Source organism: Cryomorpha ignava, from assembly GCF_010686655.1.
In the GTDB taxonomy this organism is placed as follows: Bacteria; Bacteroidota; Bacteroidia; order Flavobacteriales_D; family Cryomorphaceae; genus Cryomorpha; species Cryomorpha ignava.
In genome coordinates this window covers 209,299-234,877 of the sequence record NZ_JAAGVY010000001.1, presented here as the reverse complement: position 1 = coordinate 234,877, position 25,579 = coordinate 209,299, and the positions used below count along the sequence as shown (strand labels likewise).

The window sequence follows — 25,579 nt, the reverse complement described above, 5'->3', positions numbered from 1 at the left end:
AACGATGGAGAAAAAGGCGGTATCAATTTTTTGGTTCAGGCGAGATCTCCGCTTATTTGATAATGCAGGACTTTCAAAAGCACTGAATTCAAAATTTCCGGTTGTTCCCGTTTTTATTTTTGATTCAGAAATTCTTGACAAACTCGAAGAAAAAAAAGATGCGCGGGTTCAGTTTATTTATCAAGAACTGGAAAAGATAAAGTCCAATTTGCGAAATTTGGGTTCAGATCTCGATGTGCGATATGGCAGCCCGGAAAAAATATGGAAGGAACTGCTAAGCGATTATAATGTTCAGGCCGTTTTTGCCAACCGCGACTACGAGCCTTATGCCCGTGAGCGAGACAGAAAGATTTACGATTTCCTCGAAGAAAAAAAGATTCCATTTCGCGCATTTAAAGATCAGGTAATTTTTGATCGTGCACAAGTCGTAAAAGATGATGGAGACCCTTATGTGGTTTATACCCCGTACAGCAAAAAGTGGCTGGAAAAGGTGGAAAACGCTGATTTACAATCATACGACACCGAAAAGCACCAGAAAAATTTCCATAAGTTTGAAGCTAAGAAGATGCCTTCGCTTAAATCAATGGGTTTTAAGAGTTTTGAATTTTCATATCCTTCACGCGAGGTAGATGTCGAAAAAGTAAAACAATATGACAAGCTTCGGGATTATCCGGCAAAAGATGCGACATCTCATTTAAGTCTCCACTTGCGTTTTGGTACGGTAAGCATTCGTGCGCTTTCGCGGATAGCGCAGAAGCACAATAAAACCTGGCTCAATGAATTGATTTGGCGGAATTTTTATCAGATAATAATCTGGCATTTCCCAGACAGAGTGGAAAATGCATTTAAAGAAAAGTACGATCGTATTCCCTGGCGCGATGCCGAAACAGATTTTAAGAAATGGTGCGATGGAATGACCGGTTACCCAATTGTTGATGCCGGAATGCGACAGCTCAATGCAACCGGCTTTATGCACAACAGGCTGCGAATGGTTACGGCGAGTTTTCTCACCAAGCATCTCCTTATCGACTGGCGCTGGGGTGAGGCTTACTTTGCACAAAAATTACTTGATTTCGATTTAGCATCAAACAATGGCGGCTGGCAGTGGGCGGCAGGAAGCGGAGTAGATGCGGCGCCCTATTTCCGAATTTTCAATCCCTACCTTCAAACAAAAAAATTCGATCCGGATAATAAGTTTATAAAAGAATGGATTCCTGAACTTGATACAAATAAGTATCCTGAGCCGATGGTTGAGCATAAAGCTGCACGGGAAAGAGCTTTGGATACTTATAAAAAGGCTTTGAATTAAGAGCAAGGCACAAACATTTTATAAGCCGCTATTTCTTTCATTATTTTCGACTCCTCTTGAAAAGAGCATTACTTAGGTTTGTATACAAAAGACGATTTCCATATATCTTTATCTATTTTTTCGCGAGCTTCTTTAATTGATTCTTCCATCACCTATAAATCTTCTACACGTATTTTGCCAGCAAAATCCAAAAGCCTTTTGTTGGATGATTAATCATTTATTGTAAGTGATTTCAGTTAATTCAAAACATTCATCTGTTCGTGCTTTGCTCTTAAGTCAACAGCCGTTTATCTAGTATCTGTCCATAAAGTCCTATACCGGCGTAGCACCATGCCGTTGGCTTGGTCTGAAGCCTTGTCTTGAAAATCGAAGATCAAGCCATTTCGGCATGACAGTCACTTAGACTCATCTCGGCTACGCTTGATAACCACCGCTCAGCACATCGCATCCCGCCCCAGCGGAACTTCTTGATTACGCCCTGCGGTTGTGAGGTAGTAACTAACTCATCTTGAGCCACGTCTATACCTACTACTTGTCTAAGTACTGTTTTCTTTTAGAAATGATTAATGGATGAATAATAAATAATTCTAAAGTGAAAAATCCCCCTTACGTCTTTTCTCCTAATTGGATATTCTGGATATAACGACATGCATTATTCCTTACATTCTGTTCAAACTCTAAGAGATAAAAAAGGATGAGGCATTATCTCACAAAGAACATACTTCAAGAGCTGTTTGGCCGCTTCTTCGCTCTCATCCTTTTTCACTTTATTGTCGTCAAATATACCTCACCTAAATCAATCTAAGCAAAGGCATATTTTGATTGAATACAAACATAGGAGACCGCTTCGCTAAGTGTTCAATGCTGCGTGCGCCTTGCTATTGAACTTCATGATCCAGCCACTTGAGTGTATTGACAGACTCTATCTAATTTTTTATCTGCCAGATCTACGCATTTCTAGACTTATAAAGACACCTATTTAATGCCGAAAAGAAAGTGCGGCCAAAACGAAGGGGTGGAAGTGATGTACGGCATAGGTTAATAATTGTAGCAACGTATGAATAATGCATGATTTCATCTCCAAACTGCCTAAAAAATATAGGTTAAAGCCTCATTTATTTATTGTTTTCTATATGCCCGTCATTAGAAGTATTAGTGTCTCAATCTAACGCTTGGCTTTTTTTAACAAATTCGTATTAATATTATAATCAACTACGTACTTCAATACACAGAGGTAAATCAATTCAAAATGTTTAATAAAAAAGACAAAACATTAAACAAAATAGGTTTTATCATGTTCCCTTTCTGATTCAAAAATCTTAACCCAAGAATAGGAAATTATGAAAAAGTTTCTACTTTCAGTTTTAGCAGCTACTACACTAAGTTTAGGTGTAAATGCGCAGACAATTGCAGATATTGTGGCGGATAGTCCAGACCACAATACACTTGAAGCAGCACTTGGCGCTGCAGAACTTACATCAGTGCTTGACGGTACAGATGAATACACCCTTTTTGCACCTACCGATGCAGCCTTTGCTAACCTACCGGACGGATTGGTGGAAGCATTACTAACAGACCCATTCGGGGTATTGACCGATGTGCTCCTCTACCACGTGGTTGCCGGTGCAGCACCGTCGTCGGCTTTATCAGATGGCCTGATGGTGGCAACAGCAAATGGTCAGGATGTCACTGTTACCATTTCTGGTGGGAATGTGATGGTAAATGGTGCGATGGTTACTGTGGCAGATATTATAGCCGACAACGGAATTGTTCATGTAATTGATGCGGTACTTGTTCCGCAAACCACTACGATTTATGATGTTGTTGTAAACAGCCCAGACCACACAACGCTTGAAACAGCGATAGATTTAGCTGGTCTTGATGGAACATTGTCAGGCGCGGGTACTTTTACGCTCTTGGCCCCGACAGATGCTGCCTTTGCTGCTGTTGACCCTGCTACTTTAAGCGCATTATTGGCAGATCCACAAGGATTACTTACCGACGTGTTGTTATACCACGCTGTTGGGTCAATTGCTTTGTCATCTAATCTTTCAACTGGCGCCATGGTTCCTACCTTATTTGGTGAGGATGTCACTGTTACAATAGATGGATCTACGGTAATGATCAACGGTGCAACTGTTACCGTCGCAGATATTGTTACCATAAATGGGGTTGTACATGTTATAGATGCAGTCTTGGTTCCAACAACGCTGAGTGTGGACGAAATCCCATCACTAAATTCACTTGAAATATTTCCAAATCCGGCAATAGATAAATTTTCGATAGCATTGGACATGGCTCAAAGCGAAAATGTAACGATCGACGTTTTAGATATAACCGGTAAAGTAGTTTTCTCACAAAGTCTTGGAAAACTCAGCGCTGGCCAAAGCTTGCAAACACTTGATGTGAGCAAACTTCAGTCTGGAATTTACATGGTTAATATCACTGTAGGTAATAAGCAAGCTACAAGCAAATTACAAGTTGTAAAATAAATTAAATCTTTTTGTTTGAATAGGTGGTTAGAAAAGCGCTGCACCCTTGTTGGGGTGCGGCGTTTTTTAGGAGACTTCGTTTTATGAAAAAATCAGAATTGCCTCTTAAAACTTGTCCTGTTTGTAAGAGACCATTTTCATGGCGTAAAAAATGGGAGAAGAATTGGGACACCGTAAAATATTGTAGCCAAAAATGTAGGCTGAATAAAATGAATTAATATGCGCAGAGCCATTGTACTATTCAGAAATGATTTGAGGTTTGAAGATCACGAACCGATGAGGAAAGCCGCTGAAAATTTTAATGAAATTATACCGGTATATATTTTTGATAGAGAGTGGCTTAAGGGAGAGGCTTTCAGTTCTAATAGATTGGGTTACCATCGGCTGAAGTTCATTTTAGAAGCATTGAGTGATTTAAATCAATCGTTTGTAAATGCAGGTGGAAAGCTGCATGTCTTAATTGGAAAACCACTTGACGAACTTTTAAAAATAATTGACGATTATCACCCTTCATCCATTTATCTTCATAAGGAAATAGGGCCCGAAGAGATCAAATTTGAAGAGTCCTTGGAGCATAATTTGCCCGTAGAGGTCAAAATAATATACTCGTGGAATCAAACACTGGTTCATATAAACGATTTGCCATTCAAGCTAAATGATCTACCCCATGTTTTTACTGATTTTCGTAAAATAATTGAGAAGCAATGGTATGTCCGCGATGTAATTAAGACACCAGAAGATATTGTACTTTGTGAAGGGCTTAATGGCGAAATTCCCACTTTGGCTCAACTTGGGTTTGAGGAAGTTCCACAATCAGAATTCACCACTTTTACCTTTGAAGGAGGTGAATCAGCCGGTTCAAAACGCATTGAGAATTATCTTTGGGAATCACATCATATTTTGGATTACAAGCAAACCCGAAATCAGTTATTGGGAGAGAATTACTCATCTAAATTTTCTCCATACCTCGCACAAGGTTGTGTGTCACCACGAAAGATTTATTGCGAAATCAAAAAATTTGAAAATGAAATAGAAGCAAATGACGCGACATACTGGCTTATATTTGAATTGCTGTGGCGTGATTTCTTCAAGTTTGTAGCCTTTAAATACGGTAAAAAGCTATTTGCGAAAGCAGGAACAAATGAAAGAAAGCCCGATGTAAAACCAGATACTGCAAAAGCGGAAGCTTGGAAACAGGGAAAGACCGGGATTCCATTTATTGATGCAAATATGCGCGAGCTAAACGAGACAGGTTTTATGAGCAATAGGGGACGACAAAATGTTGCCGGATTTTTTGTGGACGATTTAAAGCAAGATTGGCGTGAAGGTGCTGCCTACTTTGAGCAGCGCTTAATTGATTACGATATGGCGAGTAATTGGGGAAACTGGGCTTACCTGGCTGGTGTGGGCAATGACCCGAGGCCAAACAGACATTTTAATGTGATAAGTCAGGCGAAAAGATACGACCCAATTGGTGAGTTTGTAAAGCGCTGGCTTCCAGAACTGAAAGGCCTTATCGAGGAGGATGTTCACGAACCTTGGAAATTGAGTGCTGATAAAAGGATAATCAATAAGTTGGAAAATTCCATATACACGCATCCCATCTTTATTTCCCCTACTTGGTAATCAGATTTTCCCAATCAATTTAAAATAATCGCGTAATGTTTGTCGAATATTTGCCATATCAGATTCCGACACCCACAAGGTATCCGTTTTTTGGGGAATCCCAATCCGATTTTTCGCTCGGGCAGCGAGAAAAACATTTTTTGCAAAATCGTAATGAGATTCGTTGTATTGATCTGGTGGGCGAATTGAATCTATGTCCCCATTCGCGGAAGCGGAAACCAAATAATCAGTGGCAGCAAACTTTGTATAATTCGTATCAACCCGCACAAAGGCCATATTTTGCCGCCAGCTGTTATAGATTACAAATCGAACGCCGAATGACAGCGTATCTTCATAAAGCGCAGAGAAGCGATAGGCATCAAAAGCGCCCCCACCCTCCTCACGAAAGTTGTAATAAAAAGACCGTACGTTTCGAAAGTAGAGTTCTGCAGACTCGGTTGTTTGGAAACTTACCTCGTCAAATTTAGACGGCCGAGAATCCGGCTGGGTAAGAAAAACAACTAAAATCATGAATGCAAGCCATGCTGAAAACCAAACTATCAACTTATTTTTACCCATTGCGTAATAAACAATCAATAAAACACCTTGTTTATTAATCAGAGTATATCGAAATGACCGCAAGCACTAACAAACATGAAGATTTAATTAGACTGGCCGAGAACAAGAAAGTTCTTTTGGTTTTCCTGCGTCACTTTGGCTGCACTTTCTGTCGCGAAACGATGACGAGATTGGCTGAAGCAAAAGACGAGCTAGAATCTCAAAACACCAAAATTGTAGTCGTACACATGGTCTCATCAAAAATTGCTGATCGGCTTTTAAATTTATACGATCTTAAGGGAGTGAGCCATATATCAGACCCTGAAAAAGAGCTCTATCATTATTTTGGATTGAAAAACGCCGAAATGAATCAATATTTTAATCCAAAAAACTGGTGGCGGGCGTTCACCCACGGCGTTTTAAAAGGTCATTTGATAGGAAAACCTGCCGGCGATGTATTTCAAATGCCGGGTGTTTTCCTGTTTCACAAAAAGCAAATTTTAAATAAATTCACCTACAAATATGTTTCAGATATGCCCGACTTTCTGAAATTAACTACCTTAGCATAATGGATTGGATATATGTACTTTTAATCTTTAGCACCTTCTTCTTTATGGAGTTCATGGCTTGGTTTACACATAAATATGTGATGCATGGCATTGGGTGGTATTTTCACAAAGATCACCATCAGCACAAACCGGGCTTCTTTGAAAAAAACGATGTTTTCTTTCTCATTTTTGCTATCCCTTCCATGCTGCTTATCCTCTTTGGGGTATTGGCCGGAAACGACTGGCGACTCTTCATGGGCATAGGCATCGCACTTTACGGGGCATCCTATTTTCTGATTCACGATGTATTTATTCATCAGCGATTGCCATGGCTTAAACGAACGGATAATGTATATTTGAGGGCGATTAGAAAAGCCCACAAAGTGCACCATAAACACCTGGGCAAAGAAGAGGGCGAATGCTTTGGAATGCTGCTTGTACCTATAGAATATTTCCGTGCAGCAAAAAAGGCAATTGCCTGAAAGAAAATAATTTTTAAACAGGCTGAGTGGAGAAATATACCTATTTGCTTCTCAATATATTGACCATTGCACTTCCGTTTTTTTGGAGCTTTGAGAAAAAAATTTTCTTTGTTAGATATTGGCGGGGTCTGTTTTTGGGAATTGCCGTAATGATTCTTGTTTTTGTTCCCTGGGATGTGTGGTTTACATCTATGCAAGTATGGGGCTTTAATGAGCGGTACATTACGGGAATAAAAATTGCCAACCTGCCTATAGAAGAGTGGCTATTCTTTATTACAGTTCCTTACGCCTGCACATTTCTGTATGAAACACTGAATTATTACCTTCCAAAATCGCCGCTTGCCGGCATACAAGATAAGATTACGGCTATCCTTATTTTCGTGAGTTTCGTCCTTTCCATCGTTTTTGTAGATCGAATTTATACGTTTACCACCTTTTCACTTTTAAGCCTTTTTTTAATCTGGCATCTGCTCATCAATCGCAGCAATTTTTTAGGTCAGTTCTATCTATTGTTCGTGTTTGTCCAGATTCCGTTTTTCTTTGTTAATGGCGCCCTTACGGGGATGTTTACTGACGAGCCCATTGTATGGTATAACAATGCAGAGAATATGGGCATACGTTTAATTACCATTCCGGTAGATGATGTGGGCTACAACATGTTAATGCTTTTGATTGTTATTACGGTGCTTGAAATGTTTAAAGTGCGCATCCTTACCGGAGCACTTAAAGTTACATAGCTTTAAAAAATCATGAAGAAAATAAGAGAAGTTGAATCAAATCTTTCAGATCGCGATCTGGATAGAGTGGTAGAGATGGCATGGGAAGACAGAACCTCCTTTGATGCAATTTTTAGACAGTTTGGTATTGCCGAGCAAACGGTTATTGATCTAATGCGTCGCAATATTTCACCGGGTGCTTTTAGACGCTGGCGTAAACGCGTGCAAAATAGGGCTACAAAACACGAGTCTCTTTCGGAGGGTAATGACCGTTTTAAATGTACAAGACAAAGGGATATTACAATGAATAAAATTTCGAAACGATGAATGCTGTATTGCGTGATTTATTGCATTACGATGTATATCGGTTAAGTCCGGAAAAGCCATGGATGGTTTTTGTGCACGGGGCAGGCGGAAGCGTAAAAACCTGGCAAAAACAAGTTGCCTTTTTTAAGGATAAATTTAATCTTCTGCTTGTAGATTTACGCGACCACGGCGAGTCAAAAGATATTGCTGAAGGCATTCACGGATTTGGGTTTGACACCATTTCTGATGATGTGATTCACGTAATGGACGAATTGCAAATTCCGGAAGCACATTTTATTGGCGTTTCAATGGGGAGTATCATTATTCGTCATATTGAGAAAGTACAACAAAGCCGTGTGGCATCAGTCGTACTTGCCGGAGGAATATTTAAAATGAGTAAGAAAATAAAGGTGTTAACTACTGTGGCTACAACGCTTACGCGGATATTGCCTTTTCAATTGCTCTATCAATTATTTGCCTTCGTTTTGCTTCCGAGAAACAATCATGCAGCATCGCGCAGAGTCTTTATTCGCGAAGCACAAAAACTTAAAAATAAAGAAGCCAGAAAGTGGCTTGGATTGATCGGAAAGCTGAACAGAACGCTCACTGAGATGTTTAAAGAAAAGATACACGCACCCTGCTTAGTTGTAATGGGAGCGCAAGATCACGTATTTCTCGAACCGGCAAAAGAGTACGTGGCAAAATATGGCGAAGTATTTCTGGAAGTGATAGAAAGATGCGGCCATGTATGCAATATTGAAAGAGCCGGAGAGTTTAATAATAAATGCCTCAACTTCATTAATTTATTGGAGCAAGGCTCCCAAAAAACACATAGTTATGCCGGCAAAAACTAAAGCAAAAACAACATCAGCAAAGTGGACAAAAGAGAAAGTGCGCGACGCGTATATTAAAACCCTTTTGCTGGAAGGCAAACAACCCAATTCTGTATTCAAATTTACTGATGATTTGGGAATGCCCGAAAGTGAATTTTACACTTTTTACAGTTCATTTGATGCCATAGAAAATGATGTTTTTAAAGAGATGATGGCAGAGACCATCAAATCTGTACAGAGCGATAAGGCTTACGCCGAATTTTCAGCCCAGGAAAAACTGCTTACTTTCTACTACGCACATTTGCAAGTGCTTTTGGCGAAAAGAAGTTTTGTAACCATTAAGTGGCCTGAGCTTAAAAAACGTGCTACTACGCCAGATTGGTTGAAAGGCTATAAAGAAGCTTTTCTCAATTACGCTCGTTCTGTAGTAGGCGATGCCATTCAAGGCGATGAGATTAAGGAACGACCATTCATCTCTGATAAATACGATAAGGCATTTTGGCTTCAGCTTATGTTTGTAGTCGATTATTGGACAAAAGATACCAGCGCCGATTTTGAAAGAACAGATGCGGCCATCGAAAAAGCGGTTAATCTTTCATTTCAACTGCTTGGCGATACTACGATTGATAGTATAATCGACTTTGCAAAATTTTTATGGCAATCAAAATGAGCCATACCAAAGAGCAAGATTCCATACCAACATCTAAAATGCAGCGTGCCTCAAAGTTTGTGGGTACGGGTGCCAAGATGGGAAAAAATTATTTGAAGTATTACGCAAAGCGTCTTGTAGAGGGCGATACCGGTCGCGATGAACTCGATGAGGCAAATGCCGAAGACATATACAATTCGCTGAGCCAGCTTAAGGGCAGCGCACTAAAAGTGGCGCAGATGATTTCTATGGACGAGAATTTGCTTCCGAAAGCGTATGCCCAAAAATTTCAGATGGCGCAGTACAATGCTCCTCCACTTTCTTATCCACTTGTGGTGAATACGTTTAGAAAGCAATTGGGAAAAACGCCCGATCAAGTTTTTGATACCTTTTCTCAACGTGCTGTTAATGCCGCTTCAATAGGCCAGGTTCACAAAGCAGAGCTAAACGGAAAAACGCTCGCAGTAAAAGTGCAGTATCCCGGTGTGGCAGATAGCGTATCGAGCGATTTGCGTTTAGCGCGACCTATTGCTTTGAGCCTGATGAATATCAAGGCCAAAGATTTGGAGAAATACCTCGAAGAGGTGGAAGCGAGGCTGCTTGAAGAAACAGATTATGAACTGGAATTAAAACGTTCTATTGAGATCACTGAAAAGTGCAATGGACTGAAAAACGTCAAGTTCCCGAAATATTACCCCGAATTTTCAACGCCACGCATCATTACAATGGATTGGATAGAAGGGAAGCATTTGATGGAATGGGTTAACACCAATCCCGATCAGGAAACCCGAAACAAAATTGGGCAGGCGCTCTGGGATTTTTACGATTTTCAAATCCACACGCTCCGAGCTGTACACGCTGATCCGCACCCCGGAAACTTTATTATTACCGATGATAATCTTCTTGGAATCATTGATTTTGGCTGTGTAAAAGAAATTCCTGAAGATTTTTACAAAGAATATTTTCGATTAATGGAGCCGGGAATTACCGCCCGAAAAGAATATTTTCTAAACCTTCTCGCCGAGCTGGAGTTTTTCCTTCCCGGCGATTCTGAAAAAGAGAAAACCTATTTTACCGGCATATTTACCCGCATGGTCGATTTACTCGGCAAGCCGTTTGATTCAGCATCATTCGACTTTAGCGATAAAAAATACTTTGAGCAGGTTTATGGACTTGCTGATGAAATTGCTAACGACAAACAATTTCGTAAAAGCAATGCCGCACGCGGTTCGCGCCATGCAATTTACGTGAACAGAACCTATTTTGGGCTCTACAATATTTTGCACCAAATTGGGGCTGTAGTTAACTCGCGTATTGATTTTTCGGAATTGGATTTGAAAAAATAATAGCCACTAATACACGAATAAATTTTTGTGTAATTTGCCGCCGCAGTCGCTCGCGTCTCGCGAGGGACTTGTTACTTGGGCGTCTCGCCCGGAACCTATAGTTGGATTACCGTAAGAGATTCATCTCTATGCCCTCCCCTGTATTTACAATGCTTCGGCATAAGTGTGAAATAGGAAGTTTAGACTTTTCCTTAGCAGAAATTCACATTATCAACTAAACCTTTGCAAAATTCTACTTTTGAAACATCACAATCGTAATGGTTAGAAGATCAAAATGATTGACACGAAATATATTGTCCTTTTCTCCACAAACCCAAATACGTTCTCCTAAACCATTCTTTTCCTCATACGTTTGACTCCTATGTCAAAACCTGCCTTAAGACTAATTCTTGGAGATCAGCTAAATCACTTTCATTCGTGGTGGAAAGAAGATCCAAAATCGTTTACAGTGTTAATCGTAGAATCAAAAGACGAAGCGACTTACGTAACACATCATATTCAAAAAGTAATAGCATTTTTCTTAGCGATGCGCAACTTTGCCGAATGGTTGGAATCAAAAGATTTTGATGTAAAATACGTTGCACTTAACGATAAGAAAAACGCTGGCAGCATTGCAGATAATGTGCGAGCAGAGCTAAAAACAGATCGCTATACTGCATTTCACTATCTGCTACCAGATGAATACAGACTTGACGAGAGTTTGAAAAAATTAGCTGATTCTATTGAATTGCCGGTAGAAACATTTGATACAGAGCATTTTTATACTTCGAGAACTGATGTAGCTGAAATGTTTGAAGGCAAGAAGACTTTCCTGATGGAATCTTTTTACCAAAAGATGCGAAAGAAACATGGAATTCTCATGGATGGCGATTCGCCGGAAGGCGGAAAATGGAATTACGACAAGCAAAATAGAAAAAGCTTGCCCAAAGAGCATAAAGTTGTTGATGCTAAGCGTTTTAAGCGAGATGTTTCAGAGCTGGTAGATTTGCTGAAGGCAGAAAAAATTGAAACGATAGGCAGAATTGATCCAAAAAACTTTCTGTGGCCTGTAACCCGAAGCGAGGGATTGGCGATGCTTCGCTTTTTCATTGATGAATGCCTGAGCAATTTTGGCGATTATCAGGACGCTATGAAGCGCGATGAATGGAGCATGTACCACTCGCGCTTGAGCTTTTGCATGAATGCTAAACTTCTCAATCCCAAGGAGGTAATAAATAGAGTAGAAGAGGCCTACCACAATGATAAAAAGAAATACAACTTGCCAGCCGTGGAAGGATTTATAAGACAGATTCTCGGTTGGCGCGAATACATGCGCGGAATTTACTGGGCCAAAATGCCAGACTATGCCGGCCTCAATTATTTTGATCATAAGCGTAAGTTGCCTTCGTGGTTTTGGGATGGGAAAACCAAAATGAATTGCCTGTCGCAAGCTGTTGGTCAATCGCTTGATTATTCATACGCACACCATATACAACGCCTGATGATAACCGGAAACTTTGCTCTCCTCGCCGGCATAAATCCTGACGAAGTGGATGCTTGGTATTTAGGTATCTACATAGATGCAATAGAATGGGTGGAGATAACAAATACACGCGGCATGAGCCAGTTTGCCGATGGTGGAATTGTGGGAACCAAGCCTTATGTATCATCAGCAAATTATATTGACAAGATGAGCGATTACTGCTCGGGCTGCCATTACGATAAAAAGAAAAAGGTAGGAGAAAAAGCTTGTCCGTTTAATAGTTTGTACTGGGACTTTTACCACCGTCACAGACAAAAACTCCAGAACAACCCCAGGTTAGGTTTTGTATATCCTACGCTTGACAAGATGGATAAAGGGAAAGTAGAAGAAATCTTGTTACAAGCTCATGCGTACTTAGAAAATATAGATGAACTTTAGTTTTAATATCGATTAAGTATTTAAGCTTAAGGTGATTGAGACCTCAAAGGTTTCCAAAACCTTTGAGGTCTTTACACGATAATAATTTTCTATTTATCTCACTCATTGAAAAAATTCTACGGAATACTTCCACCATCAGCACCAGTAATTTTTAACCCTTAATCTCTTAATGGTTTAATTTTTTGAACCATGAAGGAATTCAGAAAATGAAGGCTTAATATTTTTTACTTAGAAACGTCCTTAAAACAAGACATTCAACACTATAAATTCAATAAAGCATCTCCAAATGCGATTGCAATCTACCCACCAGCATAGTTACAATCCGCTTATTTGCCTCTATCTTATTTTCACAATAATAATCGTATTCTTCGAGAGTCATCATACTTACCACCGAGGCGATCAGCGAGTTTTTAATCCGCGGATCGCGTTTTAGAACTTCGTCAATATAGTTTCGCTGGGTATTTTGATTGTACGCATTAAATGCTGGCTTAAATTTTTGAACGTATTTGGTAAATTGTGCGAGAAGTATGCTGTTTTGTAGCTTTAAAATTGGGCGCAGCGTCTCGGTTTGAAACTGCTCGGGCAAAGTGCTATCAGCACTGTTTATAGATAGTACAGGTCTGATGCCTTTCACGGCTCTGTCTCTTTCATCTCTAATCATTCTTGAAAAAATTAGTTAGTGTCATTAAAACAATTACATTTATGGGCTTACATCAATTATTTGAAGTAGCATTATAGCCAAAAACCATGCTTTAAGATGTTTTAACGGAAACCTTAATTCTATGAAAATTGCAATTTCTACTGTCCTCTTTTTACTGATTTTTCAATTTCCCGGCAAAGCGCAAACTAAAGATTCCGCAAATCTTCTGGCAGATATAACCGGCAGCGAACGGATAAGTTTACCCGAAAGTTTTGTTTTTGATAAATCTTTAGACATTACTTTTTCGTCGGGTACCAAGTCAAACCTTTCTGTTCTTCAATACAAGTTCAGATATCCTGAAAACCAAGCTTATATGGCTATGACTATTACCGGCCAGGCGGAAGAAAGTAGAGAGAAAAATCCCGAAATTGTCGTTGACTTTGAAACCGAAAGAATTATAAACTTCATGTGTTTTTCGCATACCAAAATGGCGTTGATTCACACACTCACCGAATCAAAAAAAGACGTGAGAATTTTGAAAACTGATTGCAGCGGGCTTAGGCCAACAGAAAAATCAAAATTAATTCTCGGCTACAATTGCACCGCGTATCGTTTTGAAAACGAATCTGCTAAAGGCACAGTTTGGATTGCGGCCACCGTTGACAGCAGCCTTGAAAAACTGTTTTCAGGGCTGGGACTTTCTGTTTTGATTGACGAAACCCAAACAGGCTACATTCTTCTGATGGAAGCAAAGGAACTTAATTCTGGAGAGTTGACGAAAGTCGCTGTAAATCAGGTTAATGTTGATGACGACTACGCGATTGATTCGCAAAGCTACGTGGCAACTGCCGTGCCCGCAAATTAAGCCGATTCGCTGACCTCATTTCCCGTAAGGGCTCCCCAAAATATTGACGTTGTAAATAGCCCTCGGTTTTTATACCTTTGCACGTCTTAAAAAAAGACTGCCCTATGTCTAAATATCGTGAGTATAAAGGTCTTGACCTTCCCGTCGTGGCCAACGAAATGCTTGAACGCTGGAAGCGCGAAAATACCTTTGAAAAAAGTGTTTCATCGCGCCCTGAAAACAAGCCGTTTGTGTTTTACGAAGGCCCGCCTTCTGCCAATGGTCTTCCCGGTATTCACCACGTAATGGGCCGCGCCATAAAAGATATTTTTTGCCGCTATAAAACCAATAAAGGCTATCGCGTAGAGCGCAAGGCCGGCTGGGATACGCATGGACTGCCGGTAGAGCTTGGAGTAGAAAAAGAACTGGGCATTACCAAAGAAGATATTGGCAAAACAATAAGCGTTGAGGCGTATAACGAAGCCTGCCGAAAAGCGGTAATGAAATACACCGATGTGTGGAACGACCTGACCGAAAAAATGGGTTACTGGGTAGATATGGACGACCCGTATGTAACTTATGAAAACAAGTACATGGAGTCGGTGTGGTGGATATTGCGCAGACTTTACGACAAGGGCCTGATGTACAAGGGCTACACCATTCAGCCGTATTCTCCCGCCGCAGGTACGGGGCTTAGCTCTCACGAAATTAATCAGCCGGGCAGCTATCGCATGGTTAAAGACACTTCGGCAACTGCGCTGTTTAAACTTAAAGAAGATGGTCAAAAAATGTTGGCCACCCTTACGGGAAATAATGACCTGACATACACCATGGTGGCATGGACTACTACACCTTGGACGCTACCATCGAATACGGCTCTGGCAGTAAATAAGAAAGTGGATTATGTGGTGGTTGAGTCGTTTAATCAATACACTGGCAGCCCAATGGCTGTGGTGCTTGCTAAAGATTTGGTGAGCTACCAGTTTTCCGGAAAGTACGAAACCAATGAAGATGATTCTGCATACCACGAATTCAATCTCGGCGATAAGAAAATTCCCTACAGAATAATTGGAACTTTGAAAGGCACTGACCTCGTAGGATATTACTACGAGCAATTGCTGCCTTATGTATTGCCAATGGAAACTCCGGAGAAAGCTTTTTGCATAATAGCGGGCGATTTTGTAACCACCGAAGATGGTACGGGTGTGGTACACATTGCGCCAACTTTTGGTGCAGATGATGCCCAGGTGGCAAAAGCAGCCGGTGTGCCGCCTATGTTAATAGCAGACGCGCAGGGCAATCCGATTCCACTTGTAGATTTGCAGGGAAGATTTGTAGATGCCATGGGCGATGAGCTTGGCGGCATGTATGTGAAGAACGAGTATTACACAGAAAATGAGCCTGATAAATCGGTAGATGTTCTTATTTCAATAAAACTGAAAGAAGAAAACAAAGCCTTTAAAATTGAGAAATACGAGCATAGCTATCCGCATTGCTGGCGAACAGATAAGCCTATACTTTACTACCCGCTTGATAGCTGGTTTATAAAAAGTACCGCTGCCAAAGACCGCCTTATAGCGCTCAATAAAACCATAAACTGGAAACCGGAAAGCACCGGAACAGGTCGTTTTGGAAACTGGCTGGAAAACTTGAACGATTGGAACCTTTCACGCTCGCGTTTTTGGGGAGTACCCATCCCGATCTGGCGCACAGAAGACGGAACTGAAGAACTTTGTATTGGAAGCGTAGAAGAGCTTAAATCTGCAATTGTAGCCTCTTTAAATGCGGGAATAATGAAAGAAAATCCGCTTGCTGATTTTGTGCCAGGCGATATGTCTGAGGCAAATTACAATACGTTTGATCTGCACAAAAATTACATGGACAATGTGGTGCTCGTTTCGCCGAAAGGCAAACCCATGCACCGCGAGCAAGATTTGATTGATGTGTGGTTCGACTCGGGCTCAATGCCTTATGCACAATGGCATTACCCTTTTGAAAACAAAGATAAAATTGATGATGGCAAGGCTTTTCCGGCCGATTTTATAGCCGAAGGGGTGGATCAAACCCGAGGTTGGTTTTTTACCCTTCACGCTATTGCCACTATGGCCTTTGATAGCATAGCGTACAAAAGCGTAATTTCAAACGGGCTGGTGCTTGATAAAAACGGCCAGAAAATGAGTAAACGTCTCGGCAATGCTGTCGATCCGTTTTTGATGCTCAATAAATACGGCGCCGATGCTACCCGTTGGTATATGATTACCAATGCACAACCATGGGACAATCTGCGTTTTGACGAATCTGGCATTGTCGAGGTTCAACGTAAATTTTTCGGAACGCTTTACAATACCTACTCCTTCTTTGCGCTTTACGCGAATGTTGATGGATTTGACTATTCTGAAAATGATGTTCCACTTTCTGAAAAACCTGAAATAGACCGTTGGGTTATCAGTCGGTTAAATTCATTGATTATCGATGTTGATGCGGCTTATGCAGATTATGAGCCAACAAAAGCGGGTAGATTGATTCAGAATTTTGTAACCGAAGAGTTGAGTAACTGGTATGTACGCCTTTGCCGCCGCCGCTTCTGGAAAGGAGATTACGAAACAGATAAGGTTGCGGCATACCAAACGCTTTATACTTGCCTTGAGACTGTTTCTATTCTATCGGCACCCATTGCGCCGTTTTATATGGATCAGCTCTTCCGCGATTTGAATGTGGTAGCTGACAAAAATACGGCAGAATCGGTTCACTTGGCCGAGTTTCCCGAATCGGATAGCTCTAAAATTGATCTCGACCTGGAGCGCAGAATGAGCCTTGCACAACGTATTACTTCTATGACGCTTGGGTTGCGCAAGCTTGAGAAAATTCGTGTGCGACAGCCATTGCAAAAACTGATGATTCCGGTAATCGATAAAGATTTTGTTCGTCAGGTTACCGAAGTTTCAGACATGATACTACGGGAAGTTAATGTAAAGGAAATTGAGTTTTTGAACGAAACAGAGGGTATTCTCGTTAAAGAGATAAAAGCCGATTTTAAAAAGCTCGGCCCTCGCTTTGGAAAGCAAATGAAAGATGTTGCTGCGCGGATTAATGCTTTCGGTCAAGCCGAAATAGCAGATTTGGAGCGTAATGGCAAAATTGAGATAGAGATGGGAGACGCATCGCGAGAAGAAATTATTCGCGATGAAGTTTTGATTACAACAAAAGATATTCCCGGCTGGTTAGTAGCATCTGAAGGTGAACTCACCGTTGCTATGGACATCACAATTTCTGAACAACTGAGAGAAGAGGGAATAGCGCGTGAGTTCGTAAATCGCATTCAAAATTTGAGAAAAGACAGTGGTCTTGACGTTACAGATAAGATAGCTGTGAAAATAGAATCTCGTGCTTCGATAGAACAAGCAATTAAGAATAATTTGGATTATATTTGCGCCGAAACGCTAGCAGATTCTTTGGAGTTGGTCTCCAAAGTAAATGGAGGCAATTCGCTGGAGGTAGAAGTTGAAACCGGCATCGAAACGCGAATTGCATTAGAAAAGATTTAAAAAACATTGCATTATGGCAGAAGAGAAAAATAGATTTACAGACGAAGATCTGAAGGAATTTAGAGAGTTGATTGACAAGAAATTAACTGATGCGCGCGAAGATTTGCGCCAGCTAAAGCAATCGCTTTCGTATGCGGATGATAACAGTACAAACGATACTGCATCAAGCTTTAAAATGATGGAAGATGGTTCAGAAACCATGTCGCGCGAGGAAACTGCGCAGCTTGCTTCACGTCAAGAGAAGTTTATAGGCCACTTAGAAAGCGCTATGCGCCGTATTGAGAACAAAACCTACGGTATTTGCCGCGAAACGGGTAAGTTGATTAAAAAAGAACGCCTAAGACTTGTTCCGCATGCTACATTGAGTATTGAAGCAAAACAGCAGCAAGATCGACGCTAATATCGAAATTAGAAAAAAACTGGCACGCCTTGCAATTTTCACAGTTGCGGGCGTGTTGTTTATTGACCAGGCTTCAAAAATCTGGGTAAAGACTCAAATGTATCTCGACGAGTCTATCTCTGTATTTGGTGATTGGTTTTTTATCCATTTTATCGAAAATCCGGGCATGGCTTTCGGATTTGAATTTGGTGGCGAAATGGGCAAGCTCGCTTTGAGTTTGTTTCGCATTGTTGCCATCGTATTTATTGCTATTTATCTACGGAAGCTGATAAAGCAGGAGGCCAACCGTGGATTAATAATATGCGTTTCGCTTGTACTCGCCGGTGCTGCCGGCAACATAATCGACAGCGCTTTTTACGGGGTGATTTTTAGTGAGAGTCCTCCATTTTCGCCCCAAACCGCGCTTATGTTTCCACCCGACGGTGGTTATTCATCATTTCTACACGGCCATGTTGTTGACATGCTCTATTTTCCCATTATTGATACCTACTGGCCAAGCTGGTTGCCACTGGTTGGGGGAGACCGACTTCAGTTTTTCCGACCTATTTTCAATATTGCTGATTCGGCTATTTCTGTTGGGATGATTCTTATTTTGTTCAATCAGAAGCGGTTTTTTGCATCTGAAGAGAAAATAGGAGAGGTTGCAGAATCAGAATCAGAAGAAGGGGTAAAAGTTTAGATGCTGCCGTCGCTTCGCGTTTCGCGAGGGACTTACTGTCCGGCGTCCCGCCGGGTTTTTTAGGAAGAAAATGGCAAAAGGCAGCCGCTTTCTAATGCAATACAGTCACCTAAGAAACTAAGCTTATTAATTTTAGACAACGCGATTAGCAACGGGTATCAGAAATAATTACCCTATCCATTAATTATTTTTTCTAAATCGTCAGGAGTTTCTCCAAATATTGATACGCCGTATTGCCCTACAGTTTCTATAAATTCTCTTTTAGAAATTCCCACCATCTCTGCCGCCTGTCCTGACGTCAAGATTCCTTTATCGTATAGGTAGGCTGCGAGTTGCATTTTAATATCCTTCTCATCAACCGAATTAGGTATTTTTATAGTCAGCGTTTTCATATTTTAAAAGTTTGTATTGTTACTAAAGTTACCTAAAAAACGTATTAACTCAATTACTCATTTGTTGATTTTCATGCAAACAATAGCCTATTATGGGAATTTCTGAGACAGGTATCATTCTTATACTTGAAAACTCTACTCGGCAACATTAGCAATGATTCGTCAAATACATTTCCCCTTTTGAATTGTCTAAGTAATCAACCCCAAGCTCAATAAAATCGCAAAAATATCGGTATCGCCATACTTTCCATCTATTGCGTATAAAGCATCCATTGCAAAAGCCTGGTCGCCTTCATAAATAACACCGTTTTTAATGGTGTATAGAATGTCTAACAGAAAGCTTGAATCGCCTTTATAGATTTTTCCATCCCTAAAGGTATAAGCTATTTGAGAGGTGTACATCGCCGTGTCTTTAAATAGCTTACCGTCTCTGTATGTGTAGAGTAAATCAAATTCAGAGCCGGTACCTCCGGTCATGATTTCATTGCCGATTACGGTATATAATACATCGTTAAAATTAAAACTGTAGCCTGGATAAACTCTGTTATTAGCAAAATGCAGTACCTGCTCAGAAAGGATGTGTCCGTCACCTCGGTAGACCGCCCATTGGGCATTGGAAGTTTGTGACGCAAGAAGCCCAAGAAGGATGAGGGAGAATATAAGTGTAATTTTTTTCACAGGATAAATTTAAGGTAAATTCGGATACAAATGAATTGTGCTTTGGTAATGTACAACGGCCTAATAGGTGAAAGAGTTCATAGAAATCAGTTTTTAAATCCCGCCACAATCTCGGCAATTTCCACAGCAATGGTAGCCGCTGCATTTCTCAAATTATCTGATGTGAGGTATTTGGGATATGCGATTATCTAAAATCTTCTTGTAAAGTGTACTACAACCCTACCTTTTCATAATAATTCATATCTTTAGTAAATAAAGACAGAGACTATAACATGTCACTTAAGGCTTCAAAACACCAGTATAGAAATTTTTTAATTTGATTGAAACGATATTGAAATATGAAAATCGAGACCACATACTTTGACAGGTGCATTCGTACGCTGGAAATGGCTTATGGTCTGTTGCAAAAAAAGTGATACACATGATATTGCACATGACATGTATCGATCTGCGTGCATCAAAGAATTTGAAATTATTTTAGAACAAAGTGGTAAGCTGCTGCGCAAAGTATTAAAGCCATATTTTCACTCCTCCAGAGAGGCAGATAAGCTTTATTTTAAGGATATATTCAGACAGGCAGTTTTGCGAAGCATCATCTCTGTCGAAAGCTGTGATCGTTGGCTGCAATACAGGGACAATCGAAACAACACAGCTCACGACTACGGTGTTAACTTCGCCGAAGAAACGCTCATCTTGCTTCAACAATTTATTGCAGATGCCACTGAATTGTCAGAAATTATTAATCATCAAAACGATGCTTCTAAGAGATAAAGATAGACAAGCCTTAATAGAGATATTTTCATCGATTAATATCCCCATTGAAGTGTGGGCGCATGGGAGTCGTGTAAACGGTACCGCCCATGAGGGAAGCGATTTAGATTTAGTAATCCGAACTCCGCAACTCGAAAAATTGCCTGTAGAGGACTTTATGGATTTGAAAGAAAAAATTCAGTTTAGCAATATCCCTATTGTAGTTGAACTGTTTGACTGGGCAAGGCTGCCTGACAGTTTTCACCGAAATATTGAAGCTTTACATGAGGTACTTTTCAGTAATCTGGAGATCATTGCAAATGAACCACTCGATGTGTATAAGAAGGGTCGGGATAAAAAGTAAAGAATTGAAGAGCTTGAAATTATAGAGTGATCGGATTTTAAAATGTATTTGTGATCATCACTTCAACCCCGCCACAATCTCAGCAATCTGCACTGCATTTGTAGCAGCTCCTTTTCTCAAATTATCCGCAACAATCCACAAATTCACACTCTTGGGTTGCGAAAAGTCACGTCTGATTCTACCCACAAAAACCTCATCTCGCTCATGTGCATAGCGCGGCATGGGGTAGCTGTTTACATCTGGATTATCTTGAAGTACAATGCCCGGTGTATCGTGCAATAGCTTGCGCAACTCTCCCAAATCAAAATCGTTTTCGAAGGAAATATTAACCGATTCAGAATGGCCACCAACCACCGGTACACGCACTGCAGTTGCGGTAACATCAATCGCCCTATCAAGAATTTTCTTTGTCTCGTTGGTAAGTTTCATTTCTTCTTTGGTATACCCGTTTTCTTCAAATACATCGCAATGCGGAATGCAGTTTAGATCAATCGGGTAGGGATAAACCATCTCGGCTTGCTCGCCTCTTCGCTCTGCAAGCATTTGTCTTACAGCATTTACTCCGGTTCCTGATACAGATTGGTATGTGGAAACAACCACCCTTTTAATTCCATATTTGCGGTGAAGTGGTGCCAATGTCACTACCAGCTGAATGGTTGAGCAATTTGGATTGGCAATAATCTTATCGTCCTTGGTAAGCGTATTGCCGTTAATTTCGGGAACGATTAGTTTGTGGTCAGGCGACATGCGCCAAGCGGAAGAGTTGTCTATAACCGTGGTGCCCACCGCGGCAAATTGTGGAGCGAATTCCAAACTGGTCGCACCACCTGCCGAAAAAAGAGCAATATCCGGCTTTTGAGCGATAGCTTCTGCCATTCCCATAATCTTATAAACCTTGCCGTTTATCTCTTTTTCCAGCCCAGCCGATCGCTCGGAAGCGACCGCAATGATTTCATCTGCCGGAAATTTGCGTTCTTTTAATACTTTTAGCATTATATTGCCAACCATTCCGGTGGCGCCGATTACCGCTACGCGCATAATTTTTATTTTGAAATAAATCAGTTCGGGGCAAAAATACTATATTTCGAACCAAGCTTAATAAATGAATGAAGTCAAGTAAGTTTATTTTTCTATTTGCCACTATAATTTTAGCTCATTTAGCCGGATACAGTCAGGTATTTGATGATTTCTCAGATGGCGATTTTACAAATAGTCCTACCTGGACTGGCAATGTAGCAGTTTTTGTTATCGAAGATGAAGTTTTAAGGAGCAATAGCCCTGGAGCTGCAGATTATTATTTAAGTACGCCCAATGCCTTTATGGATGATGTGCAGTGGGAGTTTTATATCAAACTGGCTTTTTCCACATCAGGGTCAAATTACGCAGATGTCTATCTTGTAGCCGACAATAGCGATTTAACTGCGGTACAAAATGGTTATTTTATTCGCATTGGTGGAACACCTGATGAAATTTCACTTTTTAAGAGAAGTGCTGGGGCTAACACAATTATAATTGATGGTGAAGATGGAATTGTGAATAGCAGCTCAAACAATATTTTCGATTTACGGGTTACGCGCACATCCGATGGGGAATGGAGTGTTTTTTATGATAAGAATCAAACCGGAACTTTTGTTTCTGGCGGAACTGTTGTTGACAATGAGATTACTTCAACAACGGATTTTGGTGTTTTTATCGAGCAGGCGAGCTCTCCCACCTTTGTGAACAAACATTTTTTCGATAATTTCAGCGTCGCACCTATTCCGGTAGACGAAACTCCACCTGTAATAATCGGGGGAGTAGCAAATTCTTCTACAGAATTTGAACTCTCTTTTAGCGAAGCGCTAGATCAAACCACAGCCGAAGACGCCGGGAATTATCAGCTTAACGGTGTTTTTTCTACTGTTTCTGCTGCGGAGCTGAGCGGCACCGATCCCACAATTGTTACCCTTACGATCGATAATCCCATTCCAAACGGAACTGTTGTCCCTGTACATGTTACCAATGTAGAAGATCTCGCGGGCAATCCCATGGGCACCCAAACCATCGACATTCTTTATTTCACTCCCGATGCTTCAAATTATAAAGATGTTGTTTTCAATGAATTATTTGCAGATCCAACTCCGGTTATCGGCTTGCCGGATGGGGAATATCTAGAAATTTTTAATGCCAGCGATGGTATTTTTGATCTTGCCAATTGGACTTTAGTCAACTCCACAACAGCTAAAACTCTTACTTCTGCAGTATTATTTCCAGGCGAATTTGTAATTCTTTGCGATGCCGCAAATGCAGAACTGTTTGAACAGTACGGAACAGTTATTGGAATTCCTTCTTTTACTGCTTTATCAAATGCTGCAGACAGCCTGACTTTGCTCAATCCACAGGGCGTGATAATCGACATTGTGTCTTACACCGATTCGTGGTATAACGATCCGGTTAAAAAAGATGGCGGCTATTCCATCGAATTGATTAATCCATATACAGAGTGCTCGGGAAAAAACAATTGGAGCGGTTCTAATAATGAAACCGGAGGTACACCCGGGGCCCAAAACTCTATTTTTGACGAAACGCCCGATACAAGCTCTCCATCAATTTCATCGTTTCAACTTATTACAAATCAGGTGCTTCAGATCAATTTCAGCGAAAGCATGGACGCCACAAGTCTTGTAAATGGTTCTTACTCATGGAATGAAGGAATTGAAAATGCCGGAATTACCGTTTTGCCAAATTTTGAAGCGGTTCAAGTTGAATTGAATATGCCTCTTGAAACAGGCGTTTCTTACATTTTGTCGATTAGTAACATCACTGATTGCAGCGGAAACTTAATTGCTCAAAACACCACCATTGAAATTTTCCTTGGCCAGCAGCCCGAAGAATATGACCTGCTGATTTCAGAAATAATGGCAGATCCAAGTCCCTCTGTCGGTTTGCCGGAAGGCGAATATTTTGAGCTTTACAACGCCAGCGACAAAATACTTGAAATTGCAGGTATTAGGTTGAATGATAAAGTCTTTTCTGAATCGCGTATTCTCTTGCCGGGTGCGTATTTGCTCTGTATTGACGAAGATTTGGCTCTCGACTTTATTAACTATCCCGATGCGTATATATTGACTGATTTGGGAACAACTTATTTCACTAATGGAGGAAGGGATTTGTCGCTTTATAATGCAAATAATGAAGAAATAGACCGCGCAAACTACCGCATGGATTGGTATCGAGATACAGATAAGCAAGACGGCGGTTATAGCTTAGAGCGAATAAACTTAGAGGAACCGTGCAGAGCTGGCGCTAATTGGAAGGCATCGATCGACCCGCAGGGCGGAACTCCGGAAGCAGAAAATTCAGTTATCGACAATACGCCAGATACATCACCACCCAAGGCAATCACGATTTTTGTGCAGGATTCTACCCAAATTCAAATACGCTTTTCAGAAACCATCGACGAGTTGAGTGTAATTATGGCTGCAATTTCAATAATTCCCGAATTGTCAATTTTATCGGTCGAGGCGATAGCTCCCGACTATAATGCAATAAACATTCAACTGGCCGAAAATATACAAGCCGCTATTACCTACTCTGTTTCCCTATCGGGTATTGCAGATTGTGTGAGCAATGAAAGCATGGAAACGGAAACTTTGTATTTCGGACTTCCGCAAGAAGCCACCCCGGGAGATCTCTTGATTAATGAAGTTCTTTTTTATCCGCAAACAGGCGGTTCTGACTTTGTGGAAGTTGTAAATGTGAGCGATAAAATTATCAGTTTGCAAAACTGGGCACTTCAAAATCAAAGCGCCACAACCCGCGAGATCACCCCAAATCCTGTGCTAATATTCCCTGACGAATACATTGTCTTTACCGCGAGCCCTTCAAATATTGCTCAGGAATACCCTTTCGGGAAACCGGAAAATTACTTCAAAATGGATGTGCCATCCTACAACAACGGCTCGGGATCGGTAATTCTTCTTGACGCTGATGAAAATGTGATAGACCAATTCGACTATCTGGAATCGTATCATTTTTCGTTACTCAACACATTTAAAGGCGTGTCGCTTGAGCGGATGAATTTTTCCAGTCCAACGAACGATTCAGGTAACTGGACATCAGCGGCTGAAACAGTGGGTTTTGCGACGCCAGGGTATCTCAATTCTCAGTATAGCGTCGAAGGGACGGCACGAACCAATTTTGAATTTGATAACGAAATATTTTCACCCGATAATGATGGCTATCAGGACATCCTGAATTTGAATTATAAGCTGGAAGCTCCCGGATACGTGGCTACAATAGAAATTTACGATCGCAGGGGACGGCTTTTAAAAACATTAGAAAACAATCTGCTGCTCGCTACCTCGGGCACTATCTCATGGAACGGGGTAACAGACGATGGCATGAAAGCCCGAATTGGGCCACATATTTATGTCATCACGCTGTTCAATTTGGAAGGCAACACCGAAACTATCAAATTACCATGCATAGTGGCTGGCAGATTATCAAATTAAACTGCGCTATTCAATCGGTCTTTTCTATTTTTGCCGAGCTTTAATCTTTA

25 protein-coding genes are annotated in these 25,579 nt (G+C 40.9%); 20 read left to right on the top strand and 5 right to left on the bottom strand.

Annotated elements, in window-relative coordinates:
• Positions 1-4 precede the first annotated feature (4 nt).
• The 4 genes from G3O08_RS00990 to G3O08_RS00975 all read left to right on the top strand — a co-directional run bounded on the left by G3O08_RS00990 (position 5) and on the right by G3O08_RS00975 (position 5,427).
• On the top strand, positions 5-1,309 hold the full coding sequence (locus G3O08_RS00990; protein WP_163282793.1) for a cryptochrome/photolyase family protein: 1,305 nt from the start codon (positions 5-7) through the stop codon (positions 1,307-1,309).
• A gap of 1,340 nt (positions 1,310-2,649) precedes the next feature.
• Positions 2,650-3,801: a fasciclin domain-containing protein gene (locus tag G3O08_RS00985; protein WP_163282792.1), complete on the top strand. Its 1,152-nt coding sequence runs from the start codon at positions 2,650-2,652 to the stop codon at positions 3,799-3,801.
• Between the two features lie 83 nt (positions 3,802-3,884).
• Positions 3,885-4,019: a DUF2256 domain-containing protein gene (locus tag G3O08_RS00980; RefSeq protein ID WP_163282791.1), complete on the top strand. Its 135-nt coding sequence runs from the start codon at positions 3,885-3,887 to the stop codon at positions 4,017-4,019.
• Between the two features lies 1 nt (position 4,020).
• Entirely contained in the window at positions 4,021-5,427 is a 1,407-nt protein-coding gene (locus G3O08_RS00975; RefSeq protein ID WP_163282790.1) for a DASH family cryptochrome, read from the top strand.
• On the opposite strand, the gene G3O08_RS00970 is transcribed toward G3O08_RS00975, so the two are convergent.
• On the bottom strand, positions 5,428-6,003 hold the full coding sequence (locus tag G3O08_RS00970; protein ID WP_163282789.1) for a hypothetical protein: 576 nt from the start codon (positions 6,001-6,003) through the stop codon (positions 5,428-5,430).
• Between the two features lie 35 nt (positions 6,004-6,038).
• Between G3O08_RS00970 and G3O08_RS00965 the strand changes: the two genes are divergently transcribed.
• From G3O08_RS00965 to G3O08_RS00930, 8 genes are all read left to right on the top strand, one after another.
• Positions 6,039-6,533, top strand: a complete 495-nt coding sequence (locus G3O08_RS00965) for a peroxiredoxin-like family protein (protein WP_163282788.1) — start codon at positions 6,039-6,041, stop codon at positions 6,531-6,533.
• The gene (locus G3O08_RS00960) at positions 6,533-6,994 is read left to right on the top strand and encodes a sterol desaturase family protein (RefSeq protein WP_163282787.1); all 462 of its coding nucleotides are present in this window, start codon (positions 6,533-6,535) and stop codon (positions 6,992-6,994) included. Before G3O08_RS00965 ends, G3O08_RS00960 begins: the two co-directional genes overlap by 1 nt.
• Before the next feature lie 26 nt (positions 6,995-7,020).
• Positions 7,021-7,731: a lycopene cyclase domain-containing protein gene (locus G3O08_RS00955; RefSeq protein WP_163282786.1), complete on the top strand. Its 711-nt coding sequence runs from the start codon at positions 7,021-7,023 to the stop codon at positions 7,729-7,731.
• A gap of 12 nt (positions 7,732-7,743) precedes the next feature.
• Positions 7,744-8,037 (top strand): TIGR03643 family protein, encoded by a 294-nt coding sequence (locus tag G3O08_RS00950; RefSeq protein WP_163282785.1) that lies wholly within the window; start codon positions 7,744-7,746, stop codon positions 8,035-8,037.
• Positions 8,034-8,870: an alpha/beta fold hydrolase gene (locus G3O08_RS00945; protein WP_163282784.1), complete on the top strand. Its 837-nt coding sequence runs from the start codon at positions 8,034-8,036 to the stop codon at positions 8,868-8,870. Before G3O08_RS00950 ends, G3O08_RS00945 begins: the two co-directional genes overlap by 4 nt.
• Positions 8,854-9,519: a TetR family transcriptional regulator C-terminal domain-containing protein gene (locus G3O08_RS00940; protein ID WP_163282783.1), complete on the top strand. Its 666-nt coding sequence runs from the start codon at positions 8,854-8,856 to the stop codon at positions 9,517-9,519. The genes G3O08_RS00945 and G3O08_RS00940 overlap by 17 nt, the downstream gene beginning before the upstream one ends.
• Positions 9,504-10,844, top strand: a complete 1,341-nt coding sequence (locus tag G3O08_RS00935; RefSeq protein WP_239540808.1) for an ABC1 kinase family protein — start codon at positions 9,504-9,506, stop codon at positions 10,842-10,844. The genes G3O08_RS00940 and G3O08_RS00935 overlap by 16 nt, the downstream gene beginning before the upstream one ends.
• A 361-nt stretch (positions 10,845-11,205) precedes the next feature.
• Complete coding sequence (locus G3O08_RS00930; RefSeq protein WP_163282782.1) at positions 11,206-12,744, top strand: cryptochrome/photolyase family protein; 1,539 nt, start codon at positions 11,206-11,208, stop codon at positions 12,742-12,744.
• A 268-nt stretch (positions 12,745-13,012) separates the two neighbouring features.
• Here G3O08_RS00930 and G3O08_RS00925 read toward each other — a convergent pair whose 3' ends face one another.
• On the bottom strand, positions 13,013-13,405 hold the full coding sequence (locus G3O08_RS00925; RefSeq protein ID WP_163282781.1) for a glyoxalase: 393 nt from the start codon (positions 13,403-13,405) through the stop codon (positions 13,013-13,015).
• 121 nt (positions 13,406-13,526) lie between these two features.
• Here G3O08_RS00925 and G3O08_RS00920 point away from each other — a divergent pair, with 121 nt between their 5' ends.
• From G3O08_RS00920 to G3O08_RS00905, 4 genes are all read left to right on the top strand, one after another.
• A complete protein-coding gene (locus G3O08_RS00920) occupies positions 13,527-14,249 on the top strand; it encodes a hypothetical protein (RefSeq protein ID WP_163282780.1) in 723 nt (240 codons plus the stop codon).
• A gap of 104 nt (positions 14,250-14,353) precedes the next feature.
• A complete protein-coding gene (ileS, locus tag G3O08_RS00915; protein WP_163282779.1) occupies positions 14,354-17,773 on the top strand; it encodes an isoleucine--tRNA ligase in 3,420 nt (1,139 codons plus the stop codon).
• A gap of 13 nt (positions 17,774-17,786) precedes the next feature.
• Positions 17,787-18,173 (top strand): TraR/DksA family transcriptional regulator, encoded by a 387-nt coding sequence (locus tag G3O08_RS00910; RefSeq protein WP_163282778.1) that lies wholly within the window; start codon positions 17,787-17,789, stop codon positions 18,171-18,173.
• Positions 18,142-18,852 (top strand): lipoprotein signal peptidase, encoded by a 711-nt coding sequence (locus G3O08_RS00905; protein WP_239540807.1) that lies wholly within the window; start codon positions 18,142-18,144, stop codon positions 18,850-18,852. The genes G3O08_RS00910 and G3O08_RS00905 overlap by 32 nt, the downstream gene beginning before the upstream one ends.
• Before the next feature lie 173 nt (positions 18,853-19,025).
• Here G3O08_RS00905 and G3O08_RS00900 read toward each other — a convergent pair whose 3' ends face one another.
• Positions 19,026-19,244: a UPF0175 family protein gene (locus G3O08_RS00900; RefSeq protein WP_163282777.1), complete on the bottom strand. Its 219-nt coding sequence runs from the start codon at positions 19,242-19,244 to the stop codon at positions 19,026-19,028.
• 189 nt (positions 19,245-19,433) lie between these two features.
• A complete protein-coding gene (locus tag G3O08_RS00895) occupies positions 19,434-19,922 on the bottom strand; it encodes a hypothetical protein (protein ID WP_163282776.1) in 489 nt (162 codons plus the stop codon).
• Between the two features lie 30 nt (positions 19,923-19,952).
• On the opposite strand from G3O08_RS00895, the gene G3O08_RS00890 reads away from it, so the two are divergent.
• The 3 genes from G3O08_RS00890 to G3O08_RS00880 all read left to right on the top strand — a co-directional run bounded on the left by G3O08_RS00890 (position 19,953) and on the right by G3O08_RS00880 (position 21,036).
• The gene (locus G3O08_RS00890; RefSeq protein ID WP_163282775.1) at positions 19,953-20,114 is read left to right on the top strand and encodes a hypothetical protein; all 162 of its coding nucleotides are present in this window, start codon (positions 19,953-19,955) and stop codon (positions 20,112-20,114) included.
• A gap of 168 nt (positions 20,115-20,282) precedes the next feature.
• Complete coding sequence (locus G3O08_RS00885) at positions 20,283-20,693, top strand: nucleotidyltransferase substrate binding protein (RefSeq protein WP_204336727.1); 411 nt, start codon at positions 20,283-20,285, stop codon at positions 20,691-20,693.
• Positions 20,677-21,036: a nucleotidyltransferase family protein gene (locus G3O08_RS00880; RefSeq protein WP_163282774.1), complete on the top strand. Its 360-nt coding sequence runs from the start codon at positions 20,677-20,679 to the stop codon at positions 21,034-21,036. The genes G3O08_RS00885 and G3O08_RS00880 overlap by 17 nt, the downstream gene beginning before the upstream one ends.
• Positions 21,037-21,093: 57 nt before the next feature.
• Here G3O08_RS00880 and G3O08_RS00875 read toward each other — a convergent pair whose 3' ends face one another.
• The gene (locus G3O08_RS00875; RefSeq protein ID WP_163282773.1) at positions 21,094-22,074 is read right to left on the bottom strand and encodes an aspartate-semialdehyde dehydrogenase; all 981 of its coding nucleotides are present in this window, start codon (positions 22,072-22,074) and stop codon (positions 21,094-21,096) included.
• A gap of 68 nt (positions 22,075-22,142) precedes the next feature.
• Between G3O08_RS00875 and G3O08_RS00870 the strand changes: the two genes are divergently transcribed.
• Positions 22,143-25,529, top strand: coding sequence for a lamin tail domain-containing protein (locus G3O08_RS00870; RefSeq protein WP_163282772.1), 3,387 nt, complete (start codon positions 22,143-22,145; stop codon positions 25,527-25,529).
• Positions 25,530-25,579: the final 50 nt, after the last annotated feature.

Coding starts and splice junctions, on each gene's coding strand:
- G3O08_RS00990 (WP_163282793.1), top strand. CDS start 5: ATGGAGAAAAAGGCGGTATCAATTTTTTGGTTCAGGCGAGATCTCCGC.
- G3O08_RS00985 (WP_163282792.1), top strand. CDS start 2,650: ATGAAAAAGTTTCTACTTTCAGTTTTAGCAGCTACTACACTAAGTTTA.
- G3O08_RS00980 (WP_163282791.1), top strand. CDS start 3,885: ATGAAAAAATCAGAATTGCCTCTTAAAACTTGTCCTGTTTGTAAGAGA.
- G3O08_RS00975 (WP_163282790.1), top strand. CDS start 4,021: ATGCGCAGAGCCATTGTACTATTCAGAAATGATTTGAGGTTTGAAGAT.
- G3O08_RS00965 (WP_163282788.1), top strand. CDS start 6,039: ATGACCGCAAGCACTAACAAACATGAAGATTTAATTAGACTGGCCGAG.
- G3O08_RS00960 (WP_163282787.1), top strand. CDS start 6,533: ATGGATTGGATATATGTACTTTTAATCTTTAGCACCTTCTTCTTTATG.
- G3O08_RS00950 (WP_163282785.1), top strand. CDS start 7,744: ATGAAGAAAATAAGAGAAGTTGAATCAAATCTTTCAGATCGCGATCTG.
- G3O08_RS00945 (WP_163282784.1), top strand. CDS start 8,034: ATGAATGCTGTATTGCGTGATTTATTGCATTACGATGTATATCGGTTA.
- G3O08_RS00940 (WP_163282783.1), top strand. CDS start 8,854: ATGCCGGCAAAAACTAAAGCAAAAACAACATCAGCAAAGTGGACAAAA.
- G3O08_RS00935 (WP_239540808.1), top strand. CDS start 9,504: ATGGCAATCAAAATGAGCCATACCAAAGAGCAAGATTCCATACCAACA.
- G3O08_RS00930 (WP_163282782.1), top strand. CDS start 11,206: ATGTCAAAACCTGCCTTAAGACTAATTCTTGGAGATCAGCTAAATCAC.
- G3O08_RS00925 (WP_163282781.1), bottom strand. CDS start 13,405: ATGATTAGAGATGAAAGAGACAGAGCCGTGAAAGGCATCAGACCTGTA.
- G3O08_RS00920 (WP_163282780.1), top strand. CDS start 13,527: ATGAAAATTGCAATTTCTACTGTCCTCTTTTTACTGATTTTTCAATTT.
- ileS (WP_163282779.1), top strand. CDS start 14,354: ATGTCTAAATATCGTGAGTATAAAGGTCTTGACCTTCCCGTCGTGGCC.
- G3O08_RS00910 (WP_163282778.1), top strand. CDS start 17,787: ATGGCAGAAGAGAAAAATAGATTTACAGACGAAGATCTGAAGGAATTT.
- G3O08_RS00900 (WP_163282777.1), bottom strand. CDS start 19,244: ATGAAAACGCTGACTATAAAAATACCTAATTCGGTTGATGAGAAGGAT.
- G3O08_RS00890 (WP_163282775.1), top strand. CDS start 19,953: ATGAATTGTGCTTTGGTAATGTACAACGGCCTAATAGGTGAAAGAGTT.
- G3O08_RS00880 (WP_163282774.1), top strand. CDS start 20,677: ATGCTTCTAAGAGATAAAGATAGACAAGCCTTAATAGAGATATTTTCA.
- G3O08_RS00875 (WP_163282773.1), bottom strand. CDS start 22,074: ATGCGCGTAGCGGTAATCGGCGCCACCGGAATGGTTGGCAATATAATG.
- G3O08_RS00870 (WP_163282772.1), top strand. CDS start 22,143: ATGAAGTCAAGTAAGTTTATTTTTCTATTTGCCACTATAATTTTAGCT.